Origin of the sequence: Seohaeicola saemankumensis (genome assembly GCF_021021435.1) — a bacterium.
Taxonomy (GTDB): Bacteria; Pseudomonadota; Alphaproteobacteria; order Rhodobacterales; family Rhodobacteraceae; genus Seohaeicola.
Map to the genome: position 1 here is coordinate 1 of NZ_JAINWI010000016.1, position 18,534 is coordinate 18,534.

The 18,534-nt window shown below is 51.3% G+C and carries 14 protein-coding genes and 2 pseudogenes; 10 read left to right on the forward strand and 6 right to left on the reverse strand.

Annotated elements, in window-relative coordinates:
• From K7H22_RS14795 to K7H22_RS14830, 8 genes and pseudogenes are all read left to right on the forward strand, one after another.
• Nucleotides 1–209, forward strand: a pseudogene (locus K7H22_RS14795) (hypothetical protein); the annotation flags it as partial.
• Between the two features lie 2 nt (nt 210–211).
• The gene (locus K7H22_RS14800) at nt 212–1,159 is read left to right on the forward strand and encodes a UDP-glucuronic acid decarboxylase family protein (protein WP_230801802.1); all 948 of its coding nucleotides are present in this window, start codon (nt 212–214) and stop codon (nt 1,157–1,159) included.
• The gene (locus tag K7H22_RS14805; protein ID WP_230801652.1) at nt 1,156–2,145 is read left to right on the forward strand and encodes a glycosyltransferase; all 990 of its coding nucleotides are present in this window, start codon (nt 1,156–1,158) and stop codon (nt 2,143–2,145) included. Before K7H22_RS14800 ends, K7H22_RS14805 begins: the two co-directional genes overlap by 4 nt.
• Nucleotides 2,146–2,162: 17 nt before the next feature.
• Nucleotides 2,163–2,528 carry a GtrA family protein gene (locus K7H22_RS14810; RefSeq protein WP_230801653.1) on the forward strand — a complete coding sequence of 122 codons (366 nt, stop codon included), beginning with the start codon at nt 2,163–2,165 and terminating at the stop codon, nt 2,526–2,528.
• Nucleotides 2,525–3,151 carry a hypothetical protein gene (locus tag K7H22_RS14815; RefSeq protein WP_230801654.1) on the forward strand — a complete coding sequence of 209 codons (627 nt, stop codon included), beginning with the start codon at nt 2,525–2,527 and terminating at the stop codon, nt 3,149–3,151. Before K7H22_RS14810 ends, K7H22_RS14815 begins: the two co-directional genes overlap by 4 nt.
• Complete coding sequence (locus K7H22_RS14820; RefSeq protein ID WP_230801655.1) at nt 3,148–5,208, forward strand: hypothetical protein; 2,061 nt, start codon at nt 3,148–3,150, stop codon at nt 5,206–5,208. Before K7H22_RS14815 ends, K7H22_RS14820 begins: the two co-directional genes overlap by 4 nt.
• Nucleotides 5,209–5,426: 218 nt before the next feature.
• Nucleotides 5,427–6,761 (forward strand): hypothetical protein, encoded by a 1,335-nt coding sequence (locus tag K7H22_RS14825; RefSeq protein WP_230801656.1) that lies wholly within the window; start codon nt 5,427–5,429, stop codon nt 6,759–6,761.
• A gap of 254 nt (nt 6,762–7,015) precedes the next feature.
• A pseudogene (locus K7H22_RS14830) lies at nt 7,016–8,049 on the forward strand (IS3 family transposase).
• 562 nt (nt 8,050–8,611) lie between these two features.
• On the opposite strand, the gene K7H22_RS14835 reads toward K7H22_RS14830, so the two are convergent.
• The 6 genes from K7H22_RS14835 to K7H22_RS14860 form a co-directional block, all read right to left on the reverse strand.
• The gene (locus K7H22_RS14835) at nt 8,612–11,122 is read right to left on the reverse strand and encodes a glycosyltransferase family 4 protein (RefSeq protein ID WP_230801657.1); all 2,511 of its coding nucleotides are present in this window, start codon (nt 11,120–11,122) and stop codon (nt 8,612–8,614) included.
• A 3-nt stretch (nt 11,123–11,125) separates the two neighbouring features.
• Nucleotides 11,126–12,232 (reverse strand): FkbM family methyltransferase, encoded by a 1,107-nt coding sequence (locus K7H22_RS14840; protein ID WP_230801658.1) that lies wholly within the window; start codon nt 12,230–12,232, stop codon nt 11,126–11,128.
• A 72-nt stretch (nt 12,233–12,304) separates the two neighbouring features.
• A complete protein-coding gene (locus tag K7H22_RS14845) occupies nt 12,305–13,384 on the reverse strand; it encodes a GDP-mannose 4,6-dehydratase (protein WP_330165857.1) in 1,080 nt (359 codons plus the stop codon).
• Complete coding sequence (gene gmd, locus K7H22_RS14850) at nt 13,269–14,255, reverse strand: GDP-mannose 4,6-dehydratase (RefSeq protein WP_230801660.1); 987 nt, start codon at nt 14,253–14,255, stop codon at nt 13,269–13,271. The genes K7H22_RS14845 and gmd overlap by 116 nt, the downstream gene beginning before the upstream one ends.
• A 150-nt stretch (nt 14,256–14,405) precedes the next feature.
• Complete coding sequence (locus tag K7H22_RS14855; protein ID WP_230801661.1) at nt 14,406–15,836, reverse strand: mannose-1-phosphate guanylyltransferase/mannose-6-phosphate isomerase; 1,431 nt, start codon at nt 15,834–15,836, stop codon at nt 14,406–14,408.
• Between the two features lie 176 nt (nt 15,837–16,012).
• The gene (locus K7H22_RS14860; RefSeq protein ID WP_230801662.1) at nt 16,013–16,957 is read right to left on the reverse strand and encodes a helix-turn-helix domain-containing protein; all 945 of its coding nucleotides are present in this window, start codon (nt 16,955–16,957) and stop codon (nt 16,013–16,015) included.
• Nucleotides 16,958–17,107: 150 nt separating this feature from the next.
• Between K7H22_RS14860 and K7H22_RS20085 the strand changes: the two genes are divergently transcribed.
• Entirely contained in the window at nt 17,108–17,704 is a 597-nt protein-coding gene (locus K7H22_RS20085; protein ID WP_269063136.1) for an aldehyde dehydrogenase family protein, read from the forward strand.
• Nucleotides 17,689–18,507, forward strand: a complete 819-nt coding sequence (locus tag K7H22_RS14865) for an aldehyde dehydrogenase family protein (RefSeq protein ID WP_330165854.1) — start codon at nt 17,689–17,691, stop codon at nt 18,505–18,507. Before K7H22_RS20085 ends, K7H22_RS14865 begins: the two co-directional genes overlap by 16 nt.
• The last annotated feature ends 27 nt before the right edge of the window (nt 18,508–18,534 follow it).

Sequence of the window (18,534 nt, forward strand, 5' to 3'; positions counted from 1 at the left end):
TCCTGACGGAATGGAACGAATTCCGCGCGCTGGATCTGAAAAAACTTGCTGAAGCGATGTCTGTGCCGCGTCTTGCTGACCTGCGGAATGTCTACGCAGCAAAGGATGTTGAACGCGCAGGGTTTGACGCGTATGCGGCCATAGGACGACCAAACCTGGTTTCTAAATTTTCTGCAAGACAATCGTACAATAAGGAGAACTTAAGTTGAAGATAAGCAACCGGAAACGTATTTTGGTTACTGGGGGGGCTGGCTTCTTGGGTTCTCATCTTTGCGAGCGTCTTCTTGCGCAAGGTCATGATGTTATCTGCCTAGATAATTTCTACAGCGGAACGAAAGATAACATTGTTCATTTGATTGGGAATCCACATTTTGAACTAGTCCGCCATGATGTAACTTTCCCTCTCTACATAGAGGTTGACGAGATCTTCAATTTGGCGTGCCCGGCATCACCCGTCCACTATCAACGAGATCCGGTGCAAACGACAAAAACATCCGTTCATGGCGCTATCAACATGCTGGGTTTGGCGAAGCGTACAAAGGCAAAAATTTTTCAAGCCTCAACATCGGAAGTTTATGGCGACCCCGAAATCCATCCTCAACCCGAGAGTTACTGGGGTAGAGTGAACCCGATCGGCATTCGTTCATGCTATGATGAGGGCAAACGCTGCGCCGAGACGTTGTTTTTCGATTACCATCGACAGCACGGCCTGGAAATAAAGGTAGCCCGTATATTTAATACATACGGTCCCAGAATGCATCCTAATGATGGCCGGGTTGTTTCGAACTTCATTGTTCAAGCGCTTCAAGGTGACGATATCACTATATATGGCGACGGTACACAAACACGATCATTCTGCTACGTCGATGATCTTATTGAAGGTTTTATACGCTTGATGGCAAGTCCATCGGATGTGACTGGCCCAATAAATATTGGGAATCCGAGTGAATTTACCATTCTCGAATTAGCAGAGGAAGTGTTGCGTCAAGTCGGCGGACCATCCAGGCTGAAACGTTTGCCATTGCCGCAAGATGATCCACTGCAGCGCAAGCCCGATATTTCGATAGCGAATAAAGTCCTAGAATGGGAGCCGCAGGTCAATCTTCAGGAGGGTCTCAAGCGAACGATAGAGTATTTTAATGGATTGTTAAGCAAATGATCGATTCTGCCCACAGTCTCGTTGTCGTTACGCCGGTATATGAGGACGTAGAGGCGAGCGCGCGCTTGTTCAGAGAGTTGCACAATCATTTTGGAGCATCGGTGTTCGTAGTCGCTGTAGATGACGGTTCAGTGCGTCAACCACTTCCTGTCACAAACTTGTCTGAGGCAGAGACTTCTGGCGTCATTTTAAAACTGCGCCGCAACGTCGGACACCAGCGCGCTATTGCAATTGGTCTTGGCTATGCGGCCGAACACATAGAAGACTCGCAGACAGTGGTGGTCATGGATTCGGACGGTGAAGACGTACCGTCAACCATTCCAAGTTTGTTGCAAGCCCTGAAGGATCCAGAGAGAGATGTCGTAGTCTCGCAGCGGAAAAGCAGAGTTGAAACGCTGAAGTTCAAAGCATTTTATGCTGTTTATAAGACGTTCTTTGGATTTATGACTGGGCGCAAGATCAGCTTTGGAAACTTCATGGCCCTGAAACCCCACGCGGTAAGGCGCTTGGTCGTCATGCAAGAACTTCCAATCCATGTCGCCGGCGCAGTTTTGGCTTCCAAATTACGGGTTGCGCCTGTGCCGATTGACCGTGGCCCTCGCTATGCGGGGCAATCGAAAATGAATTTTGTTGGCCTCGTCTTACATGGCTTCAAAGCGTTGATGGTATTTGCCGAAGACGTTCTGGTTCGGGTGGGAATTGCTTGCACAGGCATCGCTACGCTTGCATTTGGGGGAGCTAGCCTTGCTGTTATCTTGAAGCTCGTGGGTCTGTCGACACCTGGGTGGTTTTCTATCGCCTTGGGCATTCTTGTTTTGATTTTTCTTCAAACTGGCGCATTGGCCCTCATGACATTGATGCTGACGGGTGTGATGCGCAGTGGGTCTCTATCGCCAGTGCAAGGTTACAAAGACTATATAGAACAGATCATCGAAACCGCCCAAACTCGTCTATCGCGGACCAGGTTGGAGAGCCAACGAACATGATAAGGGGTCGGGAAGATGTGCTTCGGTATGTCATCAATGGATTGATAGCGACGGGCGTCCACTATGCGGTCTTGACGATAAACCTAAATTTCTTTGGATTTGCATCAGCAGGATTGGCCAATTTTGTAGCAGCATTTTTTGGTATAACAGCGTCGTTTCTCGGAAGCCGTTATTATGTTTTTCGGAGTACACAGGCCGATATATCCAAGCAGTTTTTCAAGTTTAGTGGTCTTTATGTAAGTATTGCCTTCCTGCATGGGACAATTCTTTGGCTTTGGACAGATAAGCTTGGCCTTGATTTTCGTATTGGCTTTTTGATCGCCACCACTTTTCAAGTGTCGATTTCTTATTTTGGCAACAAACTTTTGGTGTTCAAAACATGAAATTCGTTCGATCTCTTGCTGCGACATTTATTTTCCTAGCTTTGCTTGCCGCGATATATTCCGTGCACATCAATTATTTTCGCATCGACGTCGTTTTCTACGCAGCAATTTTCGATGGGATACTGGCATCAGCCCTCACTGCTCTGCTTCTTTGGACACTGAAATACTTTGACGTCTTTAGCAGTTTTGAGAAACTTCTATTGCTCCTGCTATGGATGATATCCAGCTACGCGGCGGCAATTTCTGTGCCAACCGTCATTGATCGGTCGCTATCCTTTTATATTCTTGAAAAACTTCAGCAACGTGGAGGAGGCATCCAGCAGAGCAGTTTTGCCCAGGTGTTCACACAGGAATATATGGTCGAACACAGATTGGTAGATGTGCGCCTGACGGAACAAATTGAATCAGGGACAATTACTATTAACGAAGCTGGCTGCGTTTTGTTAACTGAAAAGGGGCAGCGGATCGCTAGTTTTGGACGTTACTTCCGTACAAACTGGCTACCCAAAAGACGTCTATTGCTGGGCGAATACAGTGACGATTTAACAGATCCGTTTCGGAATAGTCAAATCGACCCTGGCTATAGTTGCACCGACGAAACCGTATTGGAATCCGGGCAGTGACTAAATTTGCCACAAAACTTTTTTTTCCAATCTTTGTGTTTCTTGTCGCTTTTTTTCTTGTTCCTTGGCAACATTTTGACGGTTTCAACCGTATACCTGGAGATATTGGCGATGCCAGACTAAACAACTATTTTCTAGAGAACATTTACTTGTTCTTAAGCGGTGCTTCATCTTCTTTGTGGCATCCATCTTTCTATTATCCGTTTCCTTGGGTTTTAGGATTCTCTGATAATTTATTTGGATCATCGCCGGCCTATATTTTGGCAAGGTTCTTCGGGGCTCCTGCTGATACTGCTTTCCAAATCTGGTTTATGTTTGGATACGTTGTGAATTTTGGTGCCGCTTATTGGGCGCTAAGACATCTTGGTGGGACTGAAATTGCGGCTTCAGTGGGTGCATTAATTTTTGCGTTTGCCTTGCCATCAATGGCCCATATGGGTCACGCACAACTACATTACCGTGCGGGTATTCCGTTGGCGCTGCTATTTTTTGTTGAATTCCTCGCACTGCATCGCTGGAAAGCCCTTTTAGTATCCTTTGCGTGGCTCGTATCGCAATTCTACGCGGGCGTCTACATGGGCTTTTTTGCGCTGTTGATGATGATGCTCGCGATGATCGTGCACTTTGTCATGGCACGCGTGGCACCTGTACCCATAGCTTTTCGCACAGAGCTCGGGAAATTCTTCGAAAGTTGGAACACGTTGAGTAGTCCGCACAAAAATGGTTTGATTTTTGGTTTCGCGGTGCTTGTTGGGGCATTGTTGCTTCTATTCTGGCCTTACCTCCAGGTTACAAAACTTTATGGAGGCAGTCGCAGTTGGAGCGACATACGGACGATGCTACCGCGCCCACAGAGTTACATCCTGTCTGACCAACACTTTATTTGGTCGGTGTGGGGCGATGGCGCATTTCCCGAACTTCCTATGCGTCATGAACATCAAATGTTTGTTGGAATGGTCCCGCTACTACTGGCAATTGCAGGCTTGATCATTGCAGTCCGGCATAGTGTCCCAAGAGTGATATGGTTGCTCGTTGGTTCTATGGGCGCGATCATCTTAGTGACACTGAATATCGGTGGGTTCAGTTTATGGTATCTTTTTCACGGCCTACCACTCGCTTCAGCCATTCGCGCTATGACGCGCTTCGACCAAGTGATCCTCTTTCCGATCGCGGTGCTAGCAATGATCGCAATAGATTACCTGCGTCAACGTGTTGGCATTCGAGCAACCTTCGCTATCAGTTGTGCGCTGATATCACTCTGCATAGCCGAGATGATGAATTACAATCCCGGAACGAGCGCCAAATCCGAATGGCGAGACCGCTCGGTGGCAGTTGAGGCGTTCTTTTTGGACAAGTTTCCGGAAGGTGTTTCGCCAGAAGCCGTTATCTTCATCGCACAAAGAGACGGACCGTTTTACGCTGATGAGTTAGACGCCATGTGGTTGGGACTCCGAAGGGGTGTAGCCACTATGAATGGCTACACAGGGAACCTACCACCAGGAGCAAGCTGGTCCTTTGGTTCAGACTGTTACGAGATTGCGAAAAGAATTGCCGGCTACCAAAGACTTTTTCCAAGTGAAACATCCGATCAAGACTACAAGACAATGGCGGCTGCGGTAGTTCCAGTTGGTTTCGACACGTGCAATCAAGAAATATTCGATGCTCCTATCACCGTCACTCCCCTTGCAACCGAATATAGTCCAGAAGAGGTTCGAGACTTAACTTACACGGTAACTTGGTTCCAAACCGATAGCAGAGCAGTGGTTACTTTGAAGAACGCCGGACAGCACATGTTCGCGGCGGGAGTTTCACCAGAGGGACGGGCATTGCGGCTATCGTGGCGTTTCCTTGACGCCAATGGACAGCCGCTGTCAGGTTGGGAAAATCGAAAAGATCTGCCTTACGACATTCTTCCGGGAAATAGCGTGGATATCTCAGTGCCGTTGATTGTTCCGACAGGCGCCAGAGAGCTGGAGGTGTCGATGGTCCAAGAAGGGGTATTTTGGTTCCATGACAGTTTTGTAGGTATTGAACCAGCCAAGGCTTATGGTAACTAGTGCTTTGCAGTCTTTTGTGTAAAACATATTCCACATAAACAAAGCATGCTTCCAATTGCCATAGGTCGTAAACATAATACCTTGGAGTTATACATTCTGAAATTTAGCCGTAGAGTGGCTCTTTTAACTTAGTTGAAACGCAAAAACACAGAGAACTTTTTAGTAGTCGAGAAGTGAGGTATAATCTATTTACTTCTAGGGGGCGTTACAGAGAAACCATGAGTCACGGATTAAAGTTGATTTCGCTTCTAAAAGCGCATTTGCGATCTGATATTTTCTACCGTCTTGTCCTGGCTATGCTTTTACCCCTTTTAGCTTTGTCCTTTGTATTGAGCGATATTCGTCAGCCAATGTCGGATGGTTATTTAAGATTTGAAACATTCAAATCGCTTTGGGAAGCACCTATCTATAGCAAGTACTCAACAGTTCAACCAATAATAGCTAAGATACTGGATGACCTGCTCAGGGTCTTTGATCCAAGTATAGCTGTGGATTTTGTTCCCAAATTTTTTGATTTGTTTTTGGTCTTGATTTTCCTCGGCGTTTCCTTAGTGTTTTTTAATCGATCAGTTAATATACTTATGCTGGGATCTCTACTTCCCTTATCGATGATGACTCATTATTTTGGGCAATTTTTCTCAGAAATCACTAGTTCAACGTTAATCGCGCTCGGCTTTGTAATTTTTAATACCCAACCTAATCGTCTAGGAACCATTCTGGGAAGCCTTATAGCAGCAATAGGTTTAGCAAATTGGAGTGTACTTCTAGCCCCCACAAGTATTGTCTTTCTAGCTTCAGTTGTTGGTGTTTTTCTGAGACAGAAGGATAGCATTAATTTTTCAATATTCATTTTTCTTTCTTTGTCTTTTGGTGTTGTGCTCGCTATAGGAGATCTTGTTTTAAAGTCGCAGCTTCTTGATAATCCGTACAATTCATCAAGTGAAGCAGGCTTTACGACAGTAATGCCATATTCTGGGCTGCCTGGTTTTAGTCATCCCGTTTTGCTTGGGCTGTTAGGTAGCCTATTCTCTTTCGGAAAGAGCATTTTCCTATTCAATCCATTCGTTATATTTCTTTTTATTCGTCAATACGATTATAAGATTTTTTCCTTAGCCTTCCTTTTTACAACTCTTATAATATATAGCCAATGGTGGGCATGGTATGGGGGATTCAGCTTTGGAACCCGATTCTATATTTTTACCGTAATCCCTTCTATCTATGTTTTTATAGATGGCCTCCGCGATGAAAATCGTCAATGGAAATGGCTTGAGATATTTGTACTTGGTTGGGCTTTTTGGCTTGCTATTTGTGGAAAATACTTTGGATTGGACGCTACAGCGGGTATTTGTGCTGCAAACGATTACGCACTCGAAGCTTATTGCTGGTATGTTCCTGAATTCACACCGTTAATAAACCCGTTTGTAACTTATGGAATTGGCGGAATTATTGAGTATCTGTCTTGGATAGACTATTTTTATTTTTTGACTATGGTAACTGGCTACCTGCTGCTAACCAAGGTCAGGACAGGGTTGCCCCCTGAAACAAGACACTGACTTAAGCTGCGGTTTACAGTTTGCTGATCTTCAACACGAAGGAGATTAGCCATGGCGAAACGAAAACAGCACGCCCCCGAGTTTAAGCATAGGTGGCGCTGGACGCCCGGAAGGGCGAGGAGACCGCTGCCGAGTTGGCAAGCGGGTTCGAGGTTCATGCAACGATGATTAACCATTGGGGACGCGCCCTGGGCGAGGACGCATGAGGCGTGTTCGAACGAGGTGATTTTCCCTTACTAACTGGTCCGCGCCTATTGTTAGGAAACGGAGGATCAAAGACGGGAATCAAACGATACAGGCCGGAAGAGATTGTCACGAAGTTGAGGCAGGTTGAAGGGCTTTGCGGCCAAGGCATGCCGCGGATTGACGCCATCCGGCAAGTTCAGATTACGCAGCAGACGTTCTACCGCTGGCGCAAGTAGTATGGCGGCATGGGAACCGACCAACTGAAGGAACTCAAACAGCTTCAGAAAGAGAGTGAGCGGCTGCCCAGGGCGGTGTCGGACCTGACGCATCCCTTGGCCAGCATCGGGGCCACGCAGAGACGACGCCCGTTGGCCGTGCCGATGAGGGTCGCCTCGTTACCGACATGATCGAACTGGTCCGGCAATTTGGCCGCTTCGGATATCGGCGGATCGCGGTTTTACTTCGAGATGCTGACTGGCAGGTGAACGACAAGCGTGTCGAACGACTATGGCGACACGAAGGGTTGAAAGTGCCACTGAAACGACTCAGGAAGGGGCGGCTCTGACTGAGTGACGGTTCATGCGTCCGGCGGCGACCGGAGTATCGCGATCACGTCTGGTCCCATGACTTCGTTCATCATCGCACAGATGACGGAAGAGCGTTCAGGACACTCAACATCCTGGACGAACATGGCGGCGAATGCCTGGCCATCAGGGTGAAGCGGAAGCTGAACGCAACCGAAGTGATCGATGCTCTGACGGACCTGTTCATCCTGCGTGGCGTGCCAGTATATATTCGTTTCGGCAACGGCCCCGAGTTCGTTGCTCAGGCCGTGAGGGACCGGATCGCCGCTGTTGGTGTCGGGACTGCCAACATCAAGCCGGGATCATCTTGGGAGAACGGATATTGCGAAAGCTTCAATGCACGCGTCAGGGACGAACAGCTGAACGGCGCAATCTTCTTCGCGCTCTGCGAAGCTCAAATCATCATCGAAAATTCAAGGAAACACTACAACACCAAGCGTCCACACAGCGCACGGCGCTACCGCCCACCGGCCCCGGAAACCATCATCCCGATGGCGCCAAGGCCGATCATGCACTAACAATTGCACCGGACCACTCAAGTAGGGCTGATCATCCCTAAGCCAGAGAGTCTTTCTGGCACTATCAAGGTGTGACTGGTCACCTTCTACACCCACCAAACTTTTTTCCAGTCTGCTTCTTGTGGCAACAACGCCCATATTGTTCAACTAGCAACCCCATCCAAGCTCAACGATCTGATAGACTTTTGAGCCGTGCTCACGCTGAAAAGCGCCGAAGCCCACTCCGCCACATCAGCGTGCCAATTACCTGGGCTTAGAGGAGTCTCTATCGTGCCCACCATGGGCTGCAAAATTGAAGGCATGATTTCTGGCGGTGTCCTGACGCCAGGAAAATGTGATACGATGTCCTCTGACGCGATCAAAGTCGCCCGTGTATACTTGCGGATGAGTTCTTTTGCATCAAATAAACTATAATAGGTCCATAAGAAGTGATGCGGGATGGGCTCAGGACCTGCCAGCATTCGACTGAGCTAGCGTACTATGCGTCTGCGAAGTTTACGGAGCATTCTAAATACACAGTCCAACTTTCGTAGCATTTTTATAGCAACTACAAATACATGATCTACTTGCGACCCTCTGCAGTCCACTTTTCAATAACGGACATCAATTGTTCTGCACTTTGCGCCCAAGTCAACCATGGTAAATGATCGGATTTCACATGAAGGCCATTTTGCCAATTCGAAAGCCAGAGCTCAACCGCAGTAGTAATGTTCTCTGCGTCCTTACCCGAGAAATAACTCGCGTGATCACCTGCAACTTCGCGAAAAACGGGAATGTCACGGGCGATTATAGGTAGCTTGTGCTGCGCAGCTTCAATCAAAGGCAGTCCAAAACCCTCGCCTTCGCTTGCCGCAATAAGACATGTGCTGGCAGCATAAATCTGTTCAAGAAACTCGTCACTCGCCTGATCTGGCCAGAAAAGCCGTTTCCCGCGTTCTGGATGGCTTCGTAATTGCTTCGCCAGATCCGCGACGTTCCATCCCTCTTTGCCAACAATCACCAAGTTGGCATCCGTTCCACGGGACCATAGCAACTCAAATGCTTTCAGTACCTGGCGATGGCCCTTGCGAGGTTCGACTGTTCCTACCATGAGGAAGGTTGGTCTTTTTTCGCAATTCGAAAGGATGTTGTTGGCTTCCGGTGTTTGCCCGCTTGAAGGTGCTGTGCTGCATATATCAGCGCCCAAGTGGAACCAAGAGACCTTAAAAGAAGGCAAAACATCCTTCTTGTTTCGATCAAACCATACGCGTAAATCATCTGCGACAGATTCTGAAATACAGATGGCACCATCATAAGACACGACGTTCTGAATCCACGGTTCGTACCACTTTTTTGCATCAGGAAAAAACTCGGGAAGTTGGATTGGCAGCATATCATAAACAACATGGAAGACTTTTACGCCCCAGCGATGCACGCGATCTAGCTCTCGTTTAGCGGCCTCACTCCTATGGCCGTCGAGGTCGAGGCCAAGAAATATATCGTCATAAACGGGATCAATTGGTAATTTTGATGTCGAAGCTGATTTGTTTTTCGAAAGATTGTCAATTAACTTACATGCAGGCTCGTATCGCCCGTCAGGTCTGTGCCTGACCGGGACAACTTGGAATCGCCCATCGATCCCGTTCAAAAGTTCGACGAGGGTCGCCCGGACGACACGTTGAATTCCGGTTTCCGCATCATGCTGTGCCAAAATACTGACATCAACATACAATGTCCGAACTGGTTTATTGGCGACAAAAGTTTTTGCCAGTGCATCTGCGAGTGAAACGAGTGTATTTTTTGACGCGATGCGGGACAACGCAGAGGCCAAATCATCAATAAGGACTTCGTGCGCGATAGAGAACTGGCTGTCATCTCTTGAAGAAAAGACTCTTTCTAATTCATGAATGGTTTTTTCTGCCGATATATCCCAGCTAAAACTTTTTGATCTCCTTAACCCATGTTCTTCAAGTTCACCACGAAAGACGTGGTCAGTTAGTACTTTCTCTATTTTTTCTGACAAGGATGATTGGTCATTCGGATCGAACATTGCATCTTTCCGTCCCACAACCTCAGGAATACTTGAAGTGTTGGACGCTATGACAGCTTTACCACATTGCATTGCTTCAAGTGCGGGCAAGCCAAATCCTTCATGGAGACTTGGAAAAATGAACGCTGTAGAAAGATTGTAGAGTTGCGTGAGTTCCTGATCATTTACGTAACCAGTTACAACAAGACTTTCTTTTACTAGCCCTTCGTTTTTGGCAATATCAAAGAGGCGCCTTCTGTCTATCTCTGAAGTTTTCCCTACAATAGCAAGCTGAAAATTGTCTCTTACTCGTTCAGGCAAAGCTGCAAAAGCCGCGATCATCACTTTGATGTTTTTTCTAGGATCCAGACCTCCAGTATACATCAAAAAGCTTTTTGATATCCCAAACTTTTTCAAACAATGATCAGCATCAGATTTTGACAGTGACAGAGGTTTGAAGGATGGGTTTGCAGCCGCAGAAATGTTAGAAATTTTGTTTTGGTCCCACGGCAGCATCTCTATAGCTTCTTGACATACAGACTCTGATATTGCCAAAAGGTGATCGGCTTTTTTCAAATATGACAACTTTTCCGCATACCATTGGGCAACATTCTGATCGCCTAGGTAGACCTTCGAGTTCATCAAAGGGATTAGATCATATAATATCACAACGGTAGGCGCGTTTGATATCTTAGTGATACTTGTATGGCCGTTGTCATATGCGCCTTCAAACAGACTTGTCACGAGAACGACATCGGGTTCGAGAGTTGCGATAAAAGTCTCTCGGATCAGTTCCGCTTCCTTCCGTCTTTCTGCGTTTCGAGTATCTGTGCCTTCTACTGGCCCGGGAGCTGTCCAGAGCCTGATAGCGGAATTTGGAAGGACGCCATGAAACTTGGCACGGAGATCCATTATAGTTTCGGGAAACATATCGCTTAGTGCGATGATCACTTCATGGTTGCCGCGATTACGGGCTACGGCCAAAGCCAATTCAAGCGAATATCGTCCTATTCCACGATATCTGCTGAGGCCTTGCGCTCCCTGTAAATCAACGACAATACGCATTATCTACCGCTCATTTTTCGATTTTAGCAAGGACAGGAAATGGAGACCTCGCTCAGTCAAACTAGCCTCGGTCACGACAGTAGACGAAAATGCCACCGCTCTTGGCAAAGCTCTATATTCATCGCTTTCCATCCAGCGCATAAAAGCCGCGCGTGGTCGTCCGTCACTGTGCAATACCCATTTTTTGAACATCCCTCTGGGTTTGCCGCTGGAATGAAACAACAGGCGCCTAATCGGTTTTTTGGGACGTCCTGAGGCACGAAAGAAAAGTCGGTGCCACATCGTGCGAGTTCGGTAAAACTCCAGCTTGTCTTGTAGCACGATAATTTCTCGAGATAACTGAGACAGGTTTGCGTTCACCTTCTCTATCTCACGCCGTGCGGCTTCGCGATCACTAACAAGTTTTTTTTGCAATTCAATAAATGGAGCCAATTGAAAATCGTCAAACACATTGGGAGGCGTCGAAAAAGCCGCCTGTAACTCAGCATGTTCTTTCGCAACGTAAAATCTGTTCAGCCCGTCCCGATATGCCAACAGATAGTTTGCGCCAAGCAGAATATCCTCCCATTCGTCATGGACCTCGCGCTGACTAAGCGGGAAGGTTGCTTCAACGACTACGATCCACGGCCGGCATTCGGTCCAGGACATGCCCCGTAAAACTGCGGCTTCGTTGCCTTCAACATCTACTTTCAAGAAATGAACTGATTGCTCGCTGGGGACGGACTCTTTCCAGATAGTGGATAGAGTTTTAGCTTGAACATCAATTGCTTCAGAGCGCCAACCCGCCGCTTGGTGCGTTTCAGCTATATCATTTTGAAGGGTAGTGAGACCTGTGTCCTCGATTATGTTTAATTTCAAGATCTGATTTGTATCACTAACCGCCAGCCCGAGATTGATATCTTCAGTGCGTCTTTGCTTCAATTCAGAAAGGTATTTCGGATTGGGTTCGATATTTATTCCCCGCCATCCGCGATCGTAGAATGCACGGGTTACACTATGTATTTCCGGTGAAAACGCACCGACATCTATGTAGAAGCCCTTCTCGACATGTTTTAGCGCGCGCCAGAGCATTACGTCTTCGTAGTTCTGGGCGTATGAAATGAAGGTCAAGATAGTCTCCAGATATTGTTGGCAGGCATGAATTGAACGGCGGCAGAGCAACCTTCGCGCATCGTGATCGTTTTACCTGTTACTTTCTTCTGACTTTAACCATGATCCCAGCACGTCAGCGAGAGTTTCTTGTATTGTGCGAGTGGGAACCCAAGCAATCGCTTGCGCCAATGCCGTTGTGCTGCCCACAATTCTTGGCAGATCGCTTGGCCTTTGACGATCAGGGTCCAGCTCTACCCTCACAGGAACGCCCGCCAGTGCGATAAGCTTGTCCAGTATGTCACGCATGCTGTGCCCATGTCCCGATGCAATATTGTAGATGGCCCCTGTTTCAAGATGGTCGCTGCGTTCGACGAGTGTCGTGTAGGCCGCGACAACATCACGGACGTCGAGAAAATCCCTGATAGCGGAAAGGTTTCCAACCCTCAGAACAGGCTCCTGCAGGCCGGCACTGATGCGGGCCAACTGGGCAGCAAAGGCCGGAACGACGAAATCTTCTGTCTGTCCTGGCCCCGTGTGATTGAAGGGGCGCAGACGGATACATTTAAGTCCTTCGCCAGCCAGAACGCCCAAAGCCATATCGCCGGCTGCTTTGGTCATGGAATAGGTATCCATCGGTTCCAGCCGTGTTTTCTCATCGACCAGGTCGACTTCGAGCGCCGCCTTGCCATAGATCAGGCCGGAACTGACATGAAACAACCAGCTTCCAGGCATTTCTTCACGGATCACTTGCCCTAACCGTTCTGGTGCAAGGGCGTGCAACTCCCACGCAAGCGCGGGGTCGCGCCTTGCGGCAACCGGCGAGGCGATACCGACAAGATTGATAACATGTGTCGGCTTTTCACGCAGGATAACAGCCCGAACAGCCTCGGTATCGGTGATATCCAGAGGCAGTAGCGCGGGATCCTGCGGCTTGCGTGAGGTGTTGACGACACGCACCGATGCACCGAAACGATCCAAAAGGGCCTTTTGGAGGTGGGTTCCAACAAACCCACCGCCACCGAGAATGAGGACGCATCTGTCGGTTGACATATGCTTACAGTTTCTCGCGCTGTTTGATGCGTTCCAGATCGGCTTCAAGCATTTCCGACACAAGCTGTTCCAGCGTGCATTCTGCTTCCCAGCCGAGTTTGGCCTTGGCTTTCGAAGCATCCCCCAGAAGCACATCGACTTCGGCGGGGCGCATGAAGCGCGGATCAACCACAACATGGTCTTCCATGGTCAAACCGGCTTGCGAGAATGCGAGAACACAGAAATCGCGGACAGAGGTCGTGCGACCTGTTGCGATCACATAATCATCGGCTTTCTCCTGTTGCAGCATAAGCCACATGGCGCGCACGTAATCACGGGCGTGGCCCCAGTCGCGGGTTGCGTCGAGATTGCCCAAGGCGAGCTTCTCCTGCAGACCAAGCTTGATCCGTGCAACCCCGTCGGTGATTTTGCGTGTGACAAACTCGATGCCGCGCAGCGGGGATTCATGGTTGAACAGAATGCCGGAAGAGGCATGCAGGCCGAAGCTTTCGCGGTAATTGACTGTCATCCAATGCCCGTAAAGCTTGGCAACAGCATAGGGCGATCTTGGATAGAACGGCGTTGTTTCGGATTGGACGGACTCCTGAATGAGACCATACATTTCGGATGATGAAGCCTGATAGAAACGCGCTTCGGGGGCTTCAAGGCGCACGGCCTCTAGCATGTTATGGGCGCCCATGGCCGTCACCGAGCCTGTCAGCAAAGGCTGTTGCCATGATGATTTTACAAAGGATTGTGCCCCAAGATTGTAAATTTCGTCTGGTTTGACATCGCGCAGGATGCGGATGAGGCAGGACAAATCCGTCAGGTTTCCGTCATGAACCTGGATTTGACCGTCAATACCTAGCCACCGCAAACGTGCATCCACAACATCAGCCGATGCGCTGCGCCGCACTATACCGTGCACCTCATAGCCTTTGGATAGTAGAAGCTGTGCAAGATAGGCACCGTCCTGCCCCGTCAAACCGGTGATAAGCGCGCGTTTTGTCATTCTCGTTTTCCTCTGATTTACCAAATCGGCCTGTTCTGTTGTCTGGCCGTAAAGGTCTCACCGCTACGTCATGTTTGACACTTAAAGGGCCGTCAAATTCTTACCGGTGAAACTGCATTCCATACTTGAAGTGTCGTTGTTACAGATTGCTCAACCGCGCGCGTACACATCCTCGTAGCGCACGATGTCATCCTCACCTAGATAGCTGCCGGTTTGCACCTCGATCAAGACCATCGGCACCTTGCCGGGATTCTCCAGACGGTGAACGGCGGCGAGCGGGATGTAGACGGATTCGTTCTCGGTCAGCAGGCGCACGGTGTCGTCTACCGTCACGCGGGCAGTGCCTTGCACGACGATCCAGTGCTCGGACCGATGGAAATGGCTTTGCAGGCTGAGGGCTGCACCGGGATGCACGACGATGCGCTTGACCTGAAAACGGTTGCCCATGGCGATGCTTTCGAAATAGCCCCACGGCCTGTGATCGCTTGAGAATGTCGTCGCCTGTTTCGCCTCGCGTGCTTTCAGCGCCTCGACCGCATCCTTGACGCGCTGGCTGTCAGATTTCCGCGCCACCAGCACGGCGTCGGGCATGGCGATGGCGATCATGTCGTCAAGACCGATCCCGACCAGTTCCAGCCCGTCAACCTCGGACCGCAGCAGGCTATTCGTGCAGTCAATCGCGGTGGCATGGTCGGACACCACATTGCCTGCCGTATCGGGATGGCTTTCCTGATGCACAGCTTCCCAACTGCCAAGGTCGGACCACGTTGACGTATAGGGCATGACAGCCAGATTTCCGGCCTTTTCCATGATGGCATAGTCGATGGACTCGCTGCGGGCGCGGGACCACGGCTCTGCAGCCAGTCGCGAGAAGCCAAGATCGTTCTGTGCCTCTGTGACCGCAGGCTGCACTGCCTCAAGAATATCCGGCGCATGTTGGCGGAAAGCATCCAGCAGGGTCGATACCTTGAACAGGAAGATCCCCGCGTTCCACAGATACTGGCCAGACGCGATCATCTGGGCCGCTTTCGCGCTGTCGGGTTTCTCGACAAAGCGGGCCAGCGGTTGCGGCGACGTGGCGTCTATTGCCGCACCCTTGGCCAGTTCCAGATAGCCATAGCCCGTCTCGGCACGGGTGGGCAGGATGCCGAATGTCACCAGTTGGCCCTCATCCGCAGCCGGAACAGCGGCTGACACCGCGGCCCCGAAAGCGGCTGTATCGGCGATGATATGATCGGAGGGCAACACCAGCATCAGCGCATCAGGGTTGCTTTGCTCAAGCCAGATCGCTGCGGACAGAACGGCGGCAGCGGTATTGCGCGCCTCGGGTTCGATCAGGATACCTGCAGGGGTTACTTCGACAGCGGCGAGTTGTTCGACGACGAGGAAACGGAAAGGTTCACCGGTTACTACAAGCGGAGCCGCAAACTCTGGTCCGGTGCAGCGGGTCGCTGATGACTGGAACAGGCTCTCTTCGCCCATGAGCTTGGAAAACTGCTTGGGAAAGCTTTTGCGGGACAATGGCCAAAGCCGTGTTCCGGCTCCTCCGCACAAAATAACGGGTGTAATGGTCTGGGACACTGTTATGCGATCCTTTGTCTTGCTGGGTGGTGCCGAGCCTAAATTCGAAACTTCTCATCTATTGATACACAGAAAATCCGTGTTGACAGGGGCTTAGACGATCAGTTTCGATGCTTCTAGCAAAAGTTGCGATTTGTTGAGATTTCATACAATTCTTGCCTATCTACAACGCACCCTCACGGCCAGTCGGCATAGGATTGAGACACGCGTGGCCCCTGTTTGTCTTCGGCGCTGCGGGCCTGGCGGCGCCAGGTGCCGGGGGGGAGGCCGCGCAGGGATTTGAAAAAGCTGCTGAAATGCGCGGCCGAGCGGAAGCCCAGAAACTCGGCGATCTGGTCCAGTGTCAAGGAGGAGCGTTCCAGCAGCACCTGCGCCTCGTATCCCAGCCTTTCATGGATCAGCCGCAAAGGTGGCTTGCCAAGGGTGCGCTGACAGATATCGTGCAGGCGGTCGGTCGAGGTGTTCAGCGCGTCGGCATAGCGTGCGACCGTCCAGCGGTCGCGGAAATGGGTTTCAAGCGTCTGGCGGAACTGTTGCAGGATCAGCGAGGTACTGGCCCCTGCCTGACGCAGGTCATCCGGCCGCGCGGCATGACGCCAGAGCATGACCAGCATGACGCGCACCTGCGCTTCGATCACTGTGGCGGAACCCGGCGCATTGCCAGCGGCCTCGCGCAGGATCAGATCGAAACAGGCGGCGATATCGCGGTGCAGGGTGGTGCGTTCTTCTAAGGGCAGATGGATCGCGCGGGAGGCCAGAACGCGCAAATCCGCCGCCTCGGGTTTGACGCCGATCGCGTTGGCAAGGGCGGTTTCGCCCATCACCAGATGCCCGCCTACCGTGCCTGCACGGGCGCGTATCCGTTGGCTGCGATGCCATGGTAGCCACAACAGGGCCGGTCCTGTGACAGTGGTCGATCCATCCTCGCGCGTGATCACCGCCTGCCCGCTATCCAGCAGGATCACCCACCAGCTGCGGACATGCAGATCCACCAGCCCGCCCAAGACCCTGTCCTGTAGCCCGCATTGGATGACCTCGGCGTGGAAAGGGACCGGTTGCGGCCCCTTTCTTGAGGGGAGTTGCGATGGTTTTGCGGAGGCTTGGGTCTGGATCGGGCTCATTTCGCCAGCTTTTCATAATTTTATCCCAGAAATCTACATTTTTATAACCTGAACGGCTGTTACACCTATTGCCAGAGAGAAAGAGGCAGGCGCGCCACATTCAGCCGGGGAGGGCTGTGCGCGTCGGATGCCCTTGGGGAGGATCTAATTTTGGACGCGGAACGGGTCTTTGACAGCCCGTCCGGTGCCGCACCCTTTCGGGTGGTGGAGGCCGGACAGAATGCGGCAGAGGCAGCGGCAAATGCTGCGGCAGCCGCATTCTGGGACTGGTCCGCACGTCCCGCTGACGACCGTGCGGCGCATCTGTTGCGGATGGCGGATGCGCTGGATGCAAACCGCGCGCAACTGGTGGATCTGGCCGCGCAAGAGGTGGGGGCCGCCCCCGCTTGGACCCAGTTCAACATCGACATTGCCCTGCGGATTCTGCGCCATGCCGCGACCCTGCCTGCTTTGCTGGCGGATCGCGAGGTTGCCGCGTCCGAGGCCGGATGTGCCGCGATCCTGCGGCGGCAGGCTGTGGGCGTTGTTCTGGGCATTGCGCCGTGGAATGCGCCTGTGACGCTGGCAGTGCGGGCCATTGCGACGCCCTTGGCCTGCGGCAATACCGTTGTGCTGAAAGGCTCCGAGCATTGTCCCCGCACACATCGGGCCGTGATCGACATTCTGAACGCTTCGGGCTTGCCGGGAGGTGTTGCCAATGTAGTGACGCCCTTCCCGACCAGTCGGAACAGGTGGTCAACCGCCTGATCGCGCATCCAGCTGTGCGGCGGGTGAACTTTACCGGATCGACCCGCGTGGGGCGGCAGGTGGCCATCACAGCAGCGCGGCATCTGAAACGTTGCGTGCTGGAACTCAGCGGCAAGGCCGCGCTGATCGTGCTGGAGGATGCCAATCTGGATGCCGCTGTCGAGGCGGCAGCGCATGGCGCCTTCTTCAATCAGGGCCAGATCTGCATGTCGACCGAACGGATCATCCTTCTGGATACGATTGCGGACGCGTTTGTTGCGAAACTGGTGGCACGTACGCAAGAATTGCGCGCGGCCGATCCGCGCCGCGAAACGGCCGCTTTGGGCACGCTGATCCATGCCGCCGCCGCCGAACGTGTCGCCGCCCTGATCCGCGATGCGCAGGACAAGGGCGCGGAACTGCTTGTCGGTGGCCATGTCGAAGGCGCTGTGATGCAGCCCGCTGTCGTGGATCACGTCGCATCCAACATGGCGATCTATCACGAGGAAAGCTTTGGCCCTGTCGCCTCGATCCTGCGGGTGCGCGACGAGGACGAGGCGCTGTCGATTGCCAATGACACCGAATACGGCCTTGCCTCGGCTATCTTCAGCGGCAACCGCGACCGCGCCCTTGCGCTTGCGGCACGGCTGGAAACGGGGATCTGCCATATCAATGGATCAACCGTCTATGACGATGCAGCCATGCCCTTTGGCGGGATGAAAGCCAGCGGCTATGGCCGTTTCGGGGGCGAGACCGCCTTGGACGAGTTCACTGAATTGCGCTGGATCGCCCTGCATCCCGAAGGCAAGCGCCATCCTTTATGAACAGATGCCGCCAAGAGCATCGACACG

Coding starts and splice junctions, on each gene's coding strand:
- K7H22_RS14805 (WP_230801652.1), top strand. CDS start 1,156: ATGATCGATTCTGCCCACAGTCTCGTTGTCGTTACGCCGGTATATGAG.
- K7H22_RS14815 (WP_230801654.1), top strand. CDS start 2,525: ATGAAATTCGTTCGATCTCTTGCTGCGACATTTATTTTCCTAGCTTTG.
- K7H22_RS14825 (WP_230801656.1), top strand. CDS start 5,427: ATGAGTCACGGATTAAAGTTGATTTCGCTTCTAAAAGCGCATTTGCGA.
- K7H22_RS14835 (WP_230801657.1), bottom strand. CDS start 11,122: ATGCGTATTGTCGTTGATTTACAGGGAGCGCAAGGCCTCAGCAGATAT.
- K7H22_RS14845 (WP_330165857.1), bottom strand. CDS start 13,384: ATGCTTCGAAAGCCAAGGCCAAACTCGGCTGGGAAGCAGAATGCACGC.
- gmd (WP_230801660.1), bottom strand. CDS start 14,255: ATGACAAAACGCGCGCTTATCACCGGTTTGACGGGGCAGGACGGTGCC.
- K7H22_RS14860 (WP_230801662.1), bottom strand. CDS start 16,957: ATGAGCCCGATCCAGACCCAAGCCTCCGCAAAACCATCGCAACTCCCC.